The sequence below is a fragment of the Streptomyces sp. NPDC090106 genome (genome assembly GCF_044747265.1).
In the GTDB taxonomy this organism is placed as follows: domain Bacteria; phylum Actinomycetota; class Actinomycetes; order Streptomycetales; family Streptomycetaceae; genus Streptomyces.
In genome coordinates, this window is sequence record NZ_JBIVDS010000015.1 from 110,377 (window position 1) to 126,013 (window position 15,637).

The 15,637-nt window shown below is 70.5% G+C and carries 12 protein-coding genes; 9 read left to right on the forward strand and 3 right to left on the reverse strand.

All coding sequences use genetic code 11. The features are described from left to right. Positions 1-186: 186 nt before the first annotated feature. The 3 genes from ACIPSE_RS38030 to ACIPSE_RS38040 form a co-directional block, all read right to left on the reverse strand. Positions 187-1,158: a hypothetical protein gene (locus tag ACIPSE_RS38030; RefSeq protein WP_401672221.1), complete on the reverse strand. Its 972-nt coding sequence runs from the start codon at positions 1,156-1,158 to the stop codon at positions 187-189. A 14-nt stretch (positions 1,159-1,172) separates the two neighbouring features. Then, the gene (locus ACIPSE_RS38035) at positions 1,173-1,763 is read right to left on the reverse strand and encodes a DUF6932 family protein (protein ID WP_401672223.1); all 591 of its coding nucleotides are present in this window, start codon (positions 1,761-1,763) and stop codon (positions 1,173-1,175) included. 307 nt (positions 1,764-2,070) lie between these two features. Then, entirely contained in the window at positions 2,071-3,813 is a 1,743-nt protein-coding gene (locus ACIPSE_RS38040; RefSeq protein ID WP_401672225.1) for a dolichyl-phosphate-mannose--protein mannosyltransferase, read from the reverse strand. A 62-nt stretch (positions 3,814-3,875) separates the two neighbouring features. Between ACIPSE_RS38040 and rsmI the strand changes: the two genes are divergently transcribed. The 9 genes from rsmI (at position 3,876) to ACIPSE_RS38085 (ending at position 15,564) form a co-directional block, all read left to right on the forward strand. After that, complete coding sequence (rsmI, locus tag ACIPSE_RS38045; RefSeq protein ID WP_401672228.1) at positions 3,876-4,724, forward strand: 16S rRNA (cytidine(1402)-2'-O)-methyltransferase; 849 nt, start codon at positions 3,876-3,878, stop codon at positions 4,722-4,724. Positions 4,725-4,973: 249 nt separating this feature from the next. After that, a complete protein-coding gene (locus ACIPSE_RS38050) occupies positions 4,974-5,408 on the forward strand; it encodes a hypothetical protein (RefSeq protein ID WP_401672231.1) in 435 nt (144 codons plus the stop codon). A gap of 79 nt (positions 5,409-5,487) precedes the next feature. Continuing rightward, the gene (locus tag ACIPSE_RS38055; RefSeq protein WP_401672233.1) at positions 5,488-6,396 is read left to right on the forward strand and encodes a TatD family hydrolase; all 909 of its coding nucleotides are present in this window, start codon (positions 5,488-5,490) and stop codon (positions 6,394-6,396) included. 127 nt (positions 6,397-6,523) lie between these two features. Then, positions 6,524-7,933 (forward strand): ubiquitin-like domain-containing protein, encoded by a 1,410-nt coding sequence (locus ACIPSE_RS38060; RefSeq protein ID WP_401672236.1) that lies wholly within the window; start codon positions 6,524-6,526, stop codon positions 7,931-7,933. 70 nt (positions 7,934-8,003) lie between these two features. Next, the gene (gene rsmA, locus ACIPSE_RS38065; protein WP_401672239.1) at positions 8,004-8,909 is read left to right on the forward strand and encodes a 16S rRNA (adenine(1518)-N(6)/adenine(1519)-N(6))-dimethyltransferase RsmA; all 906 of its coding nucleotides are present in this window, start codon (positions 8,004-8,006) and stop codon (positions 8,907-8,909) included. Further along, positions 8,910-9,812 carry a 4-(cytidine 5'-diphospho)-2-C-methyl-D-erythritol kinase gene (locus ACIPSE_RS38070; RefSeq protein ID WP_401672241.1) on the forward strand — a complete coding sequence of 301 codons (903 nt, stop codon included), beginning with the start codon at positions 8,910-8,912 and terminating at the stop codon, positions 9,810-9,812. It begins immediately after the preceding gene. 86 nt (positions 9,813-9,898) lie between these two features. Further along, complete coding sequence (locus ACIPSE_RS38075; RefSeq protein WP_401672243.1) at positions 9,899-11,731, forward strand: ABC-F family ATP-binding cassette domain-containing protein; 1,833 nt, start codon at positions 9,899-9,901, stop codon at positions 11,729-11,731. 189 nt (positions 11,732-11,920) lie between these two features. Next, positions 11,921-13,660 carry a PQQ-binding-like beta-propeller repeat protein gene (locus ACIPSE_RS38080; protein ID WP_401672245.1) on the forward strand — a complete coding sequence of 580 codons (1,740 nt, stop codon included), beginning with the start codon at positions 11,921-11,923 and terminating at the stop codon, positions 13,658-13,660. Between the two features lie 53 nt (positions 13,661-13,713). Continuing rightward, positions 13,714-15,564: a PQQ-binding-like beta-propeller repeat protein gene (locus ACIPSE_RS38085; protein ID WP_401672247.1), complete on the forward strand. Its 1,851-nt coding sequence runs from the start codon at positions 13,714-13,716 to the stop codon at positions 15,562-15,564. Positions 15,565-15,637 lie beyond the last annotated feature (73 nt).

Genomic DNA, 15,637 nt, shown 5'->3' on the forward strand with positions numbered 1-15,637 from the left:
GTGCTTCTAGCCGGGCCCCGTCCGAGGGTGGCCCAGAACGACCGCTAACGGCCGTCAATGACCAAGAGGGCGCGTCAGGACACCGCCCCCTCTTGGTCTGTCCGCCCAGCTAGACCCAGGTGTCCAGCCACATCCTCGATCGGGATGGCCTGGCCGGTGTAGATGGAAGTTGCCGTTGCTGGCCCATTAGCCAGACAGGATTTGCAAGTTTAGGACGGAGTAAATATTACGCTCGCGTCCGCCAGCGAATATTACCCTGGTTGCCTCTACTTCTGCTTGGACTCGCCGGTTGAGAAATCTTTCGAGCTGACCCGTTAGCTCATCATCGGTGCTCGCCCGAATAAGCTCACCACTGTCAGTGCGGATCTCGACTTTTCCTTGAAAGGAACTCGCTGACCCTAGCCACCCTACGACGGTGATCGTTTCGGCTTCGGTGAACTCGCTGTGCTCGCACAGGTAGCGAACCCTCTGGACACCTGTAGGCGTCCAGTTGCTTTCGCGGACGCCGCCACTCTGTGTGTGCCAATAAACGCGTACGCCGACGCCGGCATCTGTTAGTCCGGCTGTGAGCAGGCCGATATGCTTCGTTGCTCTCTGGCCAAGGGGGGCCAGTTGTTCCGCCAAGACTTCATCCGAAAGGCCTGCGCCTTCCGAAAGGTCGGCGATGTCAAGCACCTTGTCGATGGCCTCATCGAGAACAGTTCGGAGATCGCCAAAAGAATCCCCGAAGAGATTGTCTTGACCTGCTTCAACTGATGGCCCCAACATCGCTACACCGAAAGACGAGGGGAAAGTTGCTGCCGCGCTCAATGCAGTAGCTTCGCGAATGTCGCGCGGAATTGACGCAAATGTTGTCGGTCGGCCCGTTAGGGCTTGGGCGACAGCAGAGACGGACTCTTGTAGATTGGTGAGGAATGAACCAAGGGTGGAAACAGGCACCATATGCCCGGTAGTTGCCGCGCCGGTCAGCGCTACCTCAAGGCGGCGCCGCGCCTGCTCTGCCCTTGACTCAACGGTCTTCAGGAGTCGATTACGCTGAATAGTCGCAAATTCGGCTGGAGTGCTCGGCTTGTCGCGAGCGTCGTGCGTGCGGTTGTTACGGATGCGCCTCATCCACTCGCGAAGTGCAATTTTGTCCGATGGGTCGGGCATGGGCATGTTCGGTGTTGGTGTCACAGCAGCACCTCCACATACCCTCGACGCAGCACTTCAGGAACAGACTGGGCGGACGATGGCTTGATGCACTGCCATACCTCATCGTAGAGGCCCAAGTCTCGGAAAGACTGTTTTGAATCTGGGCTGAGGAGGCTGGGCACCATCTGGGAGACGGGCACTCTCTCAGGAAGGCGCACCAGATGGGCATCGACGCGCATCCCTTGCTCGACACACCAAGCCCGGAGAGTTAGATCATCTAGGTCCGTCAGGGTCTCGCGATCCAAGCGGTCGTAGGCGTGGGCGTTCAACAGGTACGTCACGTCCACATCGCTGGGGTCGGGTTTGCTGCTCACGAAGCTACCTCCGACCCACATGCGACTGATCTCCCCCGTGAACGCTTCGACCGCCGTGCGGTGCTGAGTCCATTCTTCCCAGATTTCGCGTCGAACTTCAGAGCCTGTGGATTCCACAAGCGCTGTGTACAACTCGGCTAGGGAAGCTCCGTAACGGCCGGGTGGCAGCAGGCCCGTCGTCGGGTCAAGCCCAGGCAAGCACGTCAAGATTACCGATCCCCCCTTGTCCTTGATCGGACTGCTGATCGTAGCCAAGTTGTCCCCTCTTGTGACCGTTGTTGCCCGATCCCGTTACCGCCACGTTCCTGCTCTGTGATCACAGGTGTTGGGGTCACACCCTCGATATGGACGAGGCGTGGGCGATGAGCGTTCCCCTCCGGGGCAGGGGACTGATTGCTGCTGGTTGGACGAGCGTGGGTAGGCCTACGTGGCCAGTGAATTGCCGGAGTCCAGGTCCGGGCCGTCCTCGGGCCGTCCGAAGGTGGCCCGGGACGGCCACTAACGACTAACAACGACTGGGAGGGCGCGACCAGCTGTCGCGCCCTCCCAGTCGTTGTTGCAGCTAGACCCAGGTGTCCAGCCACATCCGGGACCGCCAGTCCTCGATCGGAATGGCCTGGCCGGTGTAGATGGGCCAGAAGTAGATGAAGTTCCAGGCGATCAGCAGGACCAGGACGCCCGCGCCCGTCGCGCCGGCCACCCGGCGGGTGTCGGAGGAGCCGGGCGGGCCGATGATCGCGCCGATCATCATCGCGACGGCGAGGCAGAGGAAGGGCAGGAAGACGACGGCGTAGAAGAAGAAGATCGTCCGCTCCTGGTACAGGAACCAGGGGAGGTAGCCCGCCGCGATGCCGCAGGCGATGGCGCCCGCGCGCCAGTCGCGGCGGAAGAACCAGCGCCACAGCACGTAGAGGATCGCGAACGCGGCGGCCCACCACAGCAGGGGCGTGCCGATGGCGAGGACCTCGCGGGCGCACTTCTCGGCGGCGTCGGCGGGGCAGCCGTCCTTGCCGGGGGCCGGGGACTCGTAGAAGTACGAGACGGGGCGGCCGTCGACGATCCAGCTCCACGGGTTGGACTGGTAGGTGTGCGGCGAGTGCAGGCCGACGTGGAACTCGTAGACCTGGTGCTCGTAGTGCCACAGGCTGCGCCACCAGTCGGGGAACAGCCAGGACCAGTCGCTGTTCTTCCCGTCCGTCACGGCCCAGTTGCGGTAGTAGCCGCCGGAGCCGTCCGTGGGGGAGAGGATCCAGCCGATCCAGGAGACGAGGTAGGTGACGACCGCGACCGGGACCGTCGCCAGGAAGGCCAGGCCCACGTCCCGCTTGAGGACCGCCAGGTACGGGTGCCGGGCGCCCGCCACCCTGCGGGAGCCGACGTCCCACAGGACCGCCATCACGCAGAACGCGGCGAGGACGTAGAGGCCGTTCCACTTGGTGCCGATGGCCAGGCCCAGCATCAGACCGGCCAGCCAGCGCCAGGGGCGCCAGCCGAGGCGGGTGGTCTCGGCGATGTGCGCGTCCGGGCGGACCAGCCCGTCGGGGCCGGCCGGCAGCGCCGCCGCGAGTTTCTCCCGTGCCCTGTCGCGGTCCACCACCAGACAGGCGAACGCCGCCAGCACGAAGAACATCAGCACGCCGTCGAGCAGCGAGGTGCGGGCCATCACGAAGGCAAGCCCGTCCACCGCCATCAGGGTGCCCGCCAGGCAGCCGAGGAACGTGGAGCGGAAGATACGGCGGCCCACGCGGCACAGGACGAGGATCGACAGCGTGCCGAGCAGCGCGGTCATGAACCGCCAGCCGAACGGGTTGAAGCCCCAGATCAGCTCGCCGAGCCCGATCACGTACTTGCCGACCGGCGGATGCACGACATAGGCGGCGTCCGTCGGGATCGACACATGGCCGTTCGTCGACAGGATCAGATCGTTGGCGTTCTTGTCCCAGTTGACCTCGAAGCCGCGGTGGACGAGCGCCCAGGCGTCCTTGGCGTAGTACGTCTCGTCGAATATCACCGCCTTGGGGCTGCCCAGGTGCCAGAACCGGATCACCCCGGCGAAGAGCGTGACCAGCAGCGGCCCGCCCCAGCCGGACCAGCGCACGATGCGGTCGACCAGCGCTTTCGGGAGGCCGAGCGCCGCCCACATGCGCGGGTCGGGCGCGTTGTACGGCGGTACGAGCCGGTCGCGGACATCGCTTCTGGGGCCCGCCGTGTAGCCGAAACGGCGCAGCCGCTGCTGCCACGACGGCCGCTGGTCCTGCGGTGGCTGGCCCTGCCGGGTGTCCGTGTGGGACGCGGTACTGGTCACCGCGCCATCGTAGGGAACAGGTCTGTGGGAGTCCCGTGGATGGGGGCTGCGAGGATGGAAACGTGACAGGAACCCTTGTTTTGGCAGGCACCCCCATCGGCGACACCGCGGACGCCCCGCCCCGGCTGGCCGCGGAACTGGCCGGTGCGGACGTCATCGCCGCCGAGGACACCCGGCGCCTGCGACGCCTCACCCAGGCGCTCGGGGTGACCCCCACGGGCCGGGTCGTGTCGTACTTCGAGGGCAACGAGTCGGCGCGTACGCCGGAGCTGGTCGAGGAACTGGCGGGCGGCGCGCGGGTGCTGCTGGTCACGGACGCGGGGATGCCGTCCGTGTCCGACCCCGGGTACCGGCTGGTGGCCGCCGCCGTCGAGCGGGACATCAAGGTCACCGCGGTTCCCGGGCCGTCCGCCGTGCTGACCGCGCTCGCGCTGTCGGGGCTGCCCGTGGACCGGTTCTGCTTCGAGGGGTTCCTGCCGCGCAAGGGCGGCGAGCGGCTCTCGCGGCTGCGGGAGGTCGCCGGGGAGCGGCGCACGCTCGTGTACTTCGAGGCCCCGCACCGCCTCGACGACACCCTCGCGGCGATGGCGGAGGTGTTCGGCGCGGAGCGCCGCGCCGCCGTCTGCCGGGAGCTGACGAAGACGTACGAGGAGGTCAAGCGCGGTCCGCTGGCGGAGCTGGCGGCGTGGGCGGCCGAGGGCGTGCGCGGGGAGATCACCGTCGTCGTGGAGGGGGCGCCCGAGAAGGGCGAGCAGGACCTGAGCGCGGAGGAGCTCGTGCGGCGCGTGCGGCTGCGCGAGGAGGCGGGGGAGCGCCGCAAGGAGGCGATCGCGGCCGTCGCGGTCGAGGCGGGCCTGCCCAAGCGGGAGGTCTTCGACGCCGTGGTGGCGGCCAAACAGGCAGGGCTGTGAAGAGCTGGTGAGAGTGGCGGCAAACCCCCTGTGAGCAGGGCGCTTCTCCTCTGAGCGTGCGCCCCACGGACAGGCAAAGCGCGACGGCCGAAGGCAAAGCGCAGCCCTCGCCGGACAGGCCGATTTGCAAGGAAAGTCCAAATCGGATCCAACAGAGGACAGGTCTGCTGCATTCGTGCCGCGGGAGGCGTCCACTGGACTCGGGGACGCACCCGTCCCCACCGGTCCAGCGGAATCCGAGGAGCTGGCATGGGTGAGATCGCAGGGCAGACCGCCGCGCTGCGTCGTGGCGCCACCGCCGTCGTCCACGAGTCGTATTCCTTCGCCTGCATGCGCTGCGGGCACGGCTGGGAACAGTCGTACGAGATAGAGCACCACACCGACGCCGACGGTCGTGACTTCGTGATCTACGTGACGGGCAGCCAGGTCGTCCCGTCGCCGCTGACGAAGCCCACGTGCCTGAACTGCGACGGCCACGTCGTGCGGATCATGCGGGCGGGGCAGGTGTCCTCGGTGCTGGACGCGGCGCGCCGGCAGCGGCGTCCCGTCGCCGTCGTCGCGCCGGCCGACGCGTCCGAGGCGCCCGGGACGCCTGAGGTTCCCGAGGTGCCCGCGCAGACCCGTGGCCGCGCCCACTGGCATCTGTCCGATCTGCTGCACCCCTTCCACCGCAAGGCGAGCTGAGGCAGCCCCCGGCTCGCCGCCTCCCCGGTGAGGGAGGCGTGCCCCGGTCACGGAAACGGCCCTTTCGTAGGATCGGGGCATGCCTTCCTCCTCCGGCCCGTCCGACGCCGGCTCCGGCCCGTCCGACAAGAACGCCGCGCCGCCGCTCCCGGAACCCCTCCGGGTCGCCGTCGCCGACTCGCACACCCACCTCGACATGCAGTCCGGCACGGTGGAGGAGGCCCTGGCCAAGGCCGCGTCGGTGGGCGTGACGACCGTCGTCCAGGTCGGCTGCGACCTGCGCGGCTCGCGCTGGGCCGCCGAGACCGCCGCGGCGCACGACGCCGTCCACGCGACCGTCGCCCTGCACCCCAACGAAGCGCCGCGCATCGTCCACGGCGACCCCGACGGGTGGTCCCGGCAGGGCGCGCGCCAGGCGGGGGGCGCGGGGGCGCTCGACGAGGCGCTCGCCGAGATCGACCGCCTCGCCGCACTCCCCCAGGTCAAGGGCGTCGGCGAGACCGGACTCGACTACTTCCGCACCGGCCCCGAGGGCAAGGACGCACAGGAGCGCTCCTTCCGCGCCCACATCGAGATCGCCAAGCGGCACGGCAAGGCGCTCGTCATCCACGACCGCGACGCCCACGCCGACGTGCTGCGCGTGCTGAAGGAGGAGGGCGCCCCCGAGCGCACCGTCTTCCACTGCTACTCCGGCGACGCCGAGATGGCCGAGATCTGCGCCCGCGCGGGGTACTTCATGTCCTTCGCCGGCAACGTCACCTTCAAGAACGCCCAGAACCTGCGCGACGCCGTCGCCGTCGCCCCCCTGGAGCTGCTCCTGGTCGAGACGGACGCGCCCTTCCTGACGCCCGCGCCGTACCGCGGACGGCCCAACGCGCCCTACCTCGTTCCGGTCACGGTCCGCGCGATGGCCGCCGTGCGCGGGGTCGACGAGGACGTCCTGGCGACGGCACTCGCCTCGAACACGGCACGCGCGTTCGGATACTGACCCCTTCGAGCGTCACGCCTCGTAGCCGCGTCGCTTTGGAGAGTGACGGCTGCTCCGCTAGGTTCTGTGGGCCCGATCCGGACCCCCCTGGGCCCTCTGGACCCTCCGGCCCCTGGAGCGTGTCGGCGTGAGCAGCTATCAGACGTTTGAGGCGTACGGCGGTCCGAGCGAGCCGTACGCCGCCGGACCCGGCCCCGGTCCCGGCCCGGGTCCCGGCGCCGCCTACGACCCGCACGCCGCGGAGACGCTGGCGTACGGCGCGGCCGTGCCGGTGATGCCGTACCCGGACACGTACCGCCCCGCGTACGACCTGCCGGGGCGCGAGCATCCCGCGCACGACCCGCACGACCTCCCCGCGCCCCCGACGGAGCCCGTGCCCGCCCCGCGCGCCGGCGCGGAGGGGCGGTCCGAGCGCCGTAAGCGCGCGCGGGGCGCCGAGCGCGCGGACAACGCGATGCGCCGCCTGGTCCCGCAGGCGCTGGTCGTCGCGTTCCTCGCCGGCGGCACCACCGCCTTCGTCGCCAAGGACAAGGCGATCGAGTTGACCGTCGACGGTCACCCCCGCACGCTCCACACCTTCGCGGACGACGTCACCGAACTCCTCGCCGACGAGGGCGTCCAGGTGGGGGCGCACGACGTGATCGCACCCGCCCCCGGGACGGCGCTGAGCAGCGGCGACGAGATCGCCGTGCACTACGGGCGCCCCGTACGGCTCACGCTCGACGGCGAACAGCGCGAGGTGTGGACGACGGCGCACACGGTGGACGGGGCGCTCAGGCAGCTGGGGGTGCGCGCGGAGGGCGCGTACGTCTCCACCTCACGCTCCCGGCGCATCGGACGCGAGGGCCTCGCGCTGGACGTGCGCACCGAGCGCGCCGTCACCGTTATGGCCGACGGCCGCGCCCGCACCGTCCGCACCAACGCGGCGACCGTGGGCGAGGTCGTCCAAGAGGCCGGCATCACCCTGCGCGGCCAGGACACCACCTCCGTCCCGCCCGCGAGCTACCCGCGCGACGGCCAGACGGTCACCGTGCTGCGGATCACCGGCACCAAGGAGGTCCGCGAGGAGGCGATCCCGTTCCGCGTCGAGCGCACCGAGGACGCGTCCCTCTTCAAGGGCACCGAGGTCGTCGAGCACGCCGGACGCAACGGGCTGCGCCGGGTCACGTACTCCCTGCGCACGGTCAACGGCGTCCGGCAAAGACCGCGCCTGGTCAGGTCCGAGCTGGTCAGGGAGCCGAGCACACAGATCGTGAAGGTGGGCACCAAGCCGATGCCCACGTCCGTGCAGGGTGCGGACGGCCTGAACTGGCAGGGCCTCGCCACCTGCGAGTCCGGCGGCCGGCCCGACGCGGTCGACCCCTCGGGGACGTACGGCGGCCTGTACCAGTTCGACACCCGCACCTGGCAGGGCCTCGGCGGCAGCGGCCGTCCCCAGGACGCCCCGGCGGCCGAGCAGACCTTCCGCGCCAAGAAGCTCTACGTACGGCGCGGCGCGAGCCCCTGGCCGCACTGCGGGGGCCGGCTGCACGGGTGAGCGGCGGCGGGGGCTCCGGCGGGGGACGGCGGCGGCCGGTGCCACGGGACCGGCCCCGTACCCTTGTCCCGTGACCAGCAGCCCCGTCCCCGACGCCCTTCTCGGCCCCGCCGACGTCCGTGAACTCGCGGAGGTCCTCGGTGTGCGGCCGACCAAGCAGCGCGGGCAGAACTTCGTCATCGACGCCAACACCGTCCGCCGCATCGTCCGCACGGCGCAGGTACGGCCGGACGACGTCGTCGTCGAGGTCGGACCCGGGCTCGGTTCGCTCACCCTCGCGCTGCTGGAGGCCGCCGACCGGGTGACCGCCGTCGAGATCGACGACGTCCTCGCGAGCGCGCTGCCCGCGACCATCGCCGCGCGCATGCCCGAGCGGGCCGGACGGTTCGCGCTGGTGCACTCGGACGCGATGAAGGTCACCGAACTGCCGGGCCCCGCGCCCACCGCGCTCGTCGCGAACCTGCCGTACAACGTCGCCGTACCGGTGCTGCTGCACATGCTCGCCACCTTCCCGAGCATCGAGCGCACGCTCGTGATGGTGCAGGCGGAGGTCGCCGACCGGCTCGCCGCCGCCCCCGGCTCGAAGGTGTACGGCGTGCCGTCCGTCAAGGCGAACTGGTACGCCGAGGTCAAGCGCGCCGGGTCCATCGGCCGCAATGTGTTCTGGCCCGCGCCGAACGTGGACAGCGGCCTGGTGGCGCTGGTCCGGCGGACCGAGCCGATCCGGACCACCGCCTCGCAGCGCGAGGTGTTCGCGGTCGTCGACGCCGCCTTCGCCCAGCGCCGCAAGACGCTGCGTGCCGCGCTCGCCGGCTGGGCCGGGTCCGCCGCCGCCGCGGAGGCGGCCCTCGTCGCCGCCGGGGTCTCGCCGCAGGCGCGCGGGGAGTCCCTCACCGTCGAGGAGTTCGCGCGGATCGCCGAGTCCGCGCCGTCCCGGTCGACGACCCCCGAAACCCCGGCGAAGGAGTCCGAGTAAGTGACCGTCACCGTCCGCGTGCCCGCCAAGGTCAACGTCCAGCTCGCGGTCGCCGCCGCCCGGCCCGACGGTTTCCACGACCTGGCCAACGTCTTCCTCGCCGTGGGCCTGTACGACGAGGTCACCGTGACCCCGGCCGACGCGCTCCGTGTGACGTGCCAGGGACCGGACGCCGCGCTGGTCCCCCTCGACACCACCAACCTTGCCGCGCGTGCCGCGATCGCCCTCGCCGGACGGTACGGGCGCAGCCCGGACGTCCACGTGCACATCGCCAAGGACATCCCCGTCGCGGGCGGCATGGCCGGCGGCAGCGCGGACGGCGCCGGCGCCCTCCTGGCCTGCGACATCCTGTGGGGAACCGGCGCCTCACGCGCCGAACTCCTGGACATCTGCGCCGAACTGGGCAGCGACGTGCCCTTCAGCCTGGTCGGCGGAGCGGCCCTGGGCACCGGACGCGGGGAGAAACTCACCCCGCTCGACGTCGGCGGCACCTTCCACTGGGTCTTCGCGATGGCCGGGCGCGGCCTGTCGACCCCGGCCGTGTTCCGCGAGTTCGACCGCCTCACCGCCCACACCGACGTCCCCGAACCGGTCGCCTCCGCCGCCCTGCTGGACGCCCTCGCCCAGGGCGACCCGGACGCGCTGGCCGCCGCCGTCTCCAACGACCTCCAGCCCGCCGCCCTCTCCCTCTTCCCGGAACTCGCCGACACCCTCGCCGCCGGACGCGCCGCGGGCGCGCTCGCGGCCCTGGTCTCCGGCTCAGGACCCACCACCGCGTTCCTCGCCCCCGACCCCGAGAGCGCCGAGAAGATCGCCCAGGCCCTGCGGACCTCCGGCACCTGCCGGACCGTACGCACCGCCTCCGGCCCCGCACCCGGCGCCACCGAGGTCACCCGGCACTGACGACCGCCGGGGACCGGTGCGCGGCAAGGGGCGTCGGCGCTCCCGACTACCCTGGAAGGTCGATCGTCCCCCTCGTCAGGAGAGAAATGGCCGTCAACCTGGTCAATGTCGAGAACGTCAGCAAGGTGTACGGCACCCGTGCGCTGCTGGACGGTGTCTCGCTCGGCGTCTCCGAGGGCGACCGGATCGGCGTCGTGGGCCGCAACGGCGACGGCAAGACGACCCTGATCCGCATGCTGGCCAAGCTGGAGGAGGCCGACACCGGCCGCGTCACCCACTCCGGCGGACTGCGCCTCGGCGTCCTGACCCAGCACGACTCGCTGGACTCGACGGCCACCGTCCGCCACGAGGTCATCCGGGACATGGCCGACCACGAGTGGGCGGGCAACGCCAAGGTCCGCGACGTGCTGACCGGACTGTTCGGGGGACTGGACCTGCCCGGCTTCCCGCAGGGGCTCGACACCGTCATCGGCCCGCTCTCCGGCGGCGAGCGGCGCCGGATCGCGCTCGCCAAGCTGCTCATCGAGGAGCAGGACCTGATCGTCCTCGACGAGCCCACGAACCACCTCGACGTCGAGGGCATCTCCTGGCTCGCCCGGCACCTGCGCGAGCGCCGCTCCGCGCTCGTCTGCGTCACCCACGACCGCTGGTTCCTCGACCAGGTCTGCACCCGCATGTGGGACGTGCAGCGCGGTGACGTCTTCGAGTACGAGGGCGGCTACTCCGACTACGTCTTCGCCCGCGCCGAGCGGGAGCGGATCGCCGCGACGGAGGAGGTCAAGCGGCAGAACCTGGTCCGCAAGGAGCTGGCCTGGCTGCGCCGCGGCGCCCCCGCGCGCACGTCCAAGCCGCGCTTCCGCGTGGAGGCCGCCAACGAGCTGATCAAGGACGTGCCGCCGCCGCGTGACAGCAGCGAGCTGATGAAGTTCGCCTCCTCGCGGCTCGGCAAGACCGTCTTCGACCTGGAGGACGTGACCGTCCAGGCCGGGCCCAAGGTGCTCCTCAAGCACGTCACCTGGCAGCTCGGCCCCGGCGACCGTATCGGCCTGGTCGGCGTCAACGGCGCGGGCAAGACCTCGCTGCTGCGCGCCATGGCCCAGGCCTGGCGCACCGAGGGCGAGACCCAGCCGGTGGGCGGCAAGGTCGCCGTCGGCAAGACGGTCAAGCTGGCCTACCTCTCCCAGGAGGTCGCCGAACTCGACCCCGCCCTGCGGGTCCTGGAGGCCGTCTCGGCGGTGCGCGAGCGCGTCGACCTCGGCAAGGGCCGTGAGATGACCGCCGGGCAGCTGTGCGAGACGTTCGGCTTCTCCAAGGAGAAGCAGTGGACGCCGGTCGGCGATCTCTCCGGCGGTGAGCGGCGCCGGCTCCAGCTGCTGCGGCTGCTGATGGACGAGCCGAACGTCCTCTTCCTCGACGAGCCGACCAACGACCTCGACATCGAGACCCTGACCCAGCTGGAGGACCTCCTCGACGGCTGGCCCGGCTCCATGATCGTGATCTCCCACGACCGGTTCTTCGTCGAGCGCACCACGGACCGGGTGTTCGCGCTGCTCGGCGATGCCGCCCTGCGGATGCTCCCGCGCGGGATCGACGAGTACATCGAGCGGCGCCACGCGATGGAGGCGGCGGCGACGGCGTCCGCCCCCGCCGGGCAGAAGGCGGGCGCGCAGAAGTCCGGCGCGCAGAGTGCCGTACCGGAGAAGAGCGCCGCCGACCAGCGGGCCGCGAAGAAGGAACTCCAGAAGATCGAGCGGCAGTTGGACAAGATCTCCGAGAAGGAGACCAAGCTCCACACCCAGATCGCCGAAAGCGCCACGGACTTCGCGAAGGTGGCCGAACTGGACGCCATGCTGCGTGATATGGCCGGTGAGCGGGAGGAACTGGAGCTGCGCTGGCTGGAACTGGCCGAGGACGCGTGACGGCGCGTGAGCGCGCGGCGGGGCGCGTGAAGGCTGGGTGAAGGCGCGTAACAGGGGCATCACGGACCGGTCCTCCCTTGGGTACAGGGGGCGATCGGTCCGTTTTGTTGTCAGTGCCGGGTGATAGAAAGGGCCGTCTGAGAAGTCTGAGAACTGGCTAAAAATCAGTGAACTAGGGGGAATGCGCTGATGACCCAGCCGCCGCCACCGCCCAACCAGCCGCCGGGTTTCGGCGCGCCGACCCCTCCGCAGCAGCCGCCGCAGCAGCCGCAGCCCGGCTACGGCTATCCGCAACAGCAGCCCGGCCAGCCCCAGCAGCAGCCGGGGCCCTACGGCCAGCCGCCGCAGCAGCCGGGCCCGTACGCCCAGCCGGGCCCCTACGGCCAGCAGCCCGGGCCCTACGGCCAGCCCCAGCAGCCGGGCCCCTACGGCCAGCCCGGGTACGGCTACCCGCCGCAGCCGCAGTACCCCGGCGGTGCGCCGGCGGGCGGACCCGGCGGCTCGCGCAACCCGTTCAAGGGCAAGCCGGGTCTCGTCATCGCGGCGGCCGTGGCGGGCCTGCTGGTCGTCGGCGGCACCGTGTGGGCCGTGACGAGCGGCGGCGACGAGGACAAGCCGGTCGCCAAGGAGAGCAGCAGCCCCACGGCGACCGCCTCCGACGACCCGGTCAACCCCGGTGACGGCTCGGGCGACGGCGACGGCGGGCAGGAGGACCTGAACGCGGGCCGCCAGGCCGGCGAGGCGAAGGTCCTCTGGTACAAGGAGGCCCCGGACGCCCCCGGCAGCGGCGCCGACGCCCCCGGCATGTGGATCACCGACAAGACCGCGGTGAAGGCGGCGTACAAGCAGCTGTTCGCGTACGACGTCGGCGACGGCAAGCCCACCTGGGACCCGGTCACCTTCCCGCAGAAGATCTGCGCGGTCACCCCGCAGCAGACCGCCGCCGACAAGATCGTCGTCGCCTACATGAGCGGCAGCACCGACCGCGCCAAGTGCAACCAGCTCCAGGAGATCGACCTCGCCACCGGCGCGAAGGGCTGGACCGCCGAGGTCGCCGACGGAGACCTCTTCGACAGCACCCTCCAGCTCGAACTGTCCATCGCCGGAAAGACGCTGATGGCGGGCCGCTCGATGTCGGGCACGGCGTACGACGTGACGACCGGCAAGAAGCTCTACGACAAGAAGAAGTACGGCGAGGCCTGCTTCCCCGGCGCCTTCGCGGGCGGCACCAAGCTCATCGTGGTCTCCTCCTGCGACGCCGCGGGCGACAACGAGCACGACGAGGTGCAGGAGCTGGACCCGGCGACCGGCAAGGTCAAGTGGACCCAGAAGTTCGACAAGGGCTGGCGGGTCGCCCGCGCCTACTCCGTCGACCCGGTCGTCATCTACAGCACCAACGAGGACAAGAACGCCTGGAACATCTCCACGTTCTCGGCCACCGGCAAGTTCCGCTCCCAGGTCGTCGTCGACGAGGACTTCGCGCCCGCCTGCGACTGGGCCATCTTCGCCCGCGACCTGACGGGCTGCACGGGCGCGGTCGTCGACGCGGACACGCTGTACCTGCCGACCAAGGCGACCGCCGCGGCCAACGAGATCGTCGCGATCGACCTCGCCACCGGCAAGGAGAAGTGGCGGGTCAAGTCCCCGGCCGAGGAGTCGATGCTGCCGCTCAAGGTCGAGGGCGGCAAGCTCATCGCCTACGTGGACCCGTCGTACGACGCGGGCGGCCGGGTCGTCTCCGTCGCGACGTCCGGCACGGACCACAAGCCGGTCGAGCTGCTCCGGAACCCGGCGGGCGCCGCCGCTGTCGAGCGGGGCTTCTACTCCAAGGACATCGACTGGGTCGGCGGGGTCTTCTACCTGTCGACGACCCGGCTGACCGGCGACGACGACGCGAAGGAGAAGTTGATGCTCGCCTATGGCAAGTAGCCCTTCCCTCCGCCGCCCCGTCCGCCGCCCCCGCTCCCCGAGGTGACCCCGCCATGACCCAGCCGCCCCCGCCCCCGCCGAACCAGCCGCCCGGCTTCGGCGCCCCGAAGGACCAGCCGCCCCAGCCCCAGCCCCCGGCCCAGCAGCCGGGCTACGGCTACCCCCAGGCACCCCAGGCACCCCAGCCCCCGCAGGCTCCGCAGACCCCGCCGCCCGCGGCCCCCGCGACGCCTCCGACGCCCCCGGCGGGCTACGGCTACCCGGGTCAGCAGCCGGAGCAGCCGCAGCCGCCGTACGGCCAGCCGCAGCCGCCGAACCCGTACAGCCAGCCCACCCAGCCCTACGGCCAGCCCCATCCGTACGGTCAGCCCAACGCGTACGGCCAGCAGCCCGGGTACGGCTATCCGCAGCAGACGATGCCGATGCAGCCGCAGCCCGCCCCGGGCGGCGGCCGGAAGATCAACCCGCAGCTGGCGATCATCGTCTCGGCGGTCGTCGCGATCGCGCTGATCGTCGGCGGCGGCCTCTGGTACGCCTCCTCCGGCGACGACTCCAAGAAGGACGACACCGCCGGCAGCAGTGGCGGCACCGGCGGGGGCGGCGACGAGAAGGGCGACACCGGCGGCACATCGGGCAAGGGCGAGGAGAAGGTCCCGGCCAACACCGCCGCCTCCGTCCTCTTCCAGGTCCCGCAGCCCAAGCCGCCCCAGGACACCACGTACACGGTGAACGGCTCCTGGCTGACCGACACGGTCTACGCCAAGAGCGGCATCGCCGAGGTCGTCGGCTACGACCCCGCCAAGGGCACCGAGCTGTGGACGGTGAAGCTGCCCGGCCCGGTCTGCGAGGCCAGCCGGCACGCCACGGAGGACGGCTTCACGGCCATCGCGTTCGAGCCGAAGATGCCCACGAAGGACAGCACGGCCGGGTGCAGCCAGGTCGGGGCCATCGACCTGAACACGGGCAAGCTGCTGTGGACGAAGACCGGCAAGAGCGGTGACCGGCTGATCAACTGGGACAACGTCACGGTCAGTGCGGGCACCGTCGCCACCGGCAGCACCAGCGGCGGCGCCGCCTGGGACATCAAGACCGGCAAGTCCCTGTGGACCCCGAAGCCGACCGACACCTGCTACGACGCCGGTTACGGCGGCGGCGAGAAGCTCGTCGCGGTCCGCAAGTGCGGTCATTACGGCAACCGCGAGCTCTCGATCCAGACCATCGACCCGGCCTCCGGGAAGGTGATCTCCGAGTACAAGATGTCCCAGGGCATCGAGTACGCGAGCGTCGTCTCCACCGAGCCGCTCGTCGTGGCCGCCGAGGTCGGCGAGGTCGAGGGTGCCCAGGGCATCTCCGACGTCTTCGCCATCGACAACAAGACCGGAAAGCTGCGCTCGCACATCTCGGTCCCGGCCGACCGCTTCACCGCCCGCTGCGACGGCATCACCCGCATCGAGTACTGCAAGATGGTCGTGGTCGGCAACGACCGCCTCTACCTGCCCACCGAGGAGCGCGAGACCGACAGCGAGACCTACAGCCGGACCAACGAGATCGTCTCCTTCGACCTCGCCACCGGCAAGGAGACCGGTCAGCGCGCCGACGCGGGCGACGGCTACTCGATCACCCCGCTGCGCATGGACGGCGCCAACCTCCTCGCCTACAAGCGCCCTCCGTACGACAAGGGCGGCCAGGTCGTGAGCATCGACGGCGGCACCTTCAAGGAGACGAAGCTGCTGGAGAACCCGTCGACGGACACGGTCCGGGACGTGGAGACGAGCATGCTCCCCGATTACTCCGAACTCCTCTACAAGGACGGCCGGTTCTTCATGTCCCAGGTCTACGCGAGCGATTTCGGCAGCAGTTCGGGCGACAAGGAGTACCTGGCGGTCGCGTTCGGCGCGAAGTAGTCGTCCACGGTCGCTTCCGTACGGCCCCGTCCCTGCTCAGGGGCGGGGCCGTTCGCGTACCGCTCATCACCCT

What these genes read in the sequence shown, in the direction of transcription:
- ACIPSE_RS38055 (WP_401672233.1), top strand. Translation starts at nt 5,488, where the DNA reads ATGCCTTCCTCCTCCGGCCCGTCCGACGCCGGCTCCGGCCCGTCCGAC.
- ACIPSE_RS38085 (WP_401672247.1), top strand. Translation starts at nt 13,714, where the DNA reads ATGACCCAGCCGCCCCCGCCCCCGCCGAACCAGCCGCCCGGCTTCGGC.
- ACIPSE_RS38080 (WP_401672245.1), top strand. Translation starts at nt 11,921, where the DNA reads ATGACCCAGCCGCCGCCACCGCCCAACCAGCCGCCGGGTTTCGGCGCG.
- ACIPSE_RS38050 (WP_401672231.1), top strand. Translation starts at nt 4,974, where the DNA reads ATGGGTGAGATCGCAGGGCAGACCGCCGCGCTGCGTCGTGGCGCCACC.
- ACIPSE_RS38075 (WP_401672243.1), top strand. Translation starts at nt 9,899, where the DNA reads ATGGCCGTCAACCTGGTCAATGTCGAGAACGTCAGCAAGGTGTACGGC.
- ACIPSE_RS38030 (WP_401672221.1), bottom strand. Translation starts at nt 1,158, where the DNA reads ATGCCCATGCCCGACCCATCGGACAAAATTGCACTTCGCGAGTGGATG.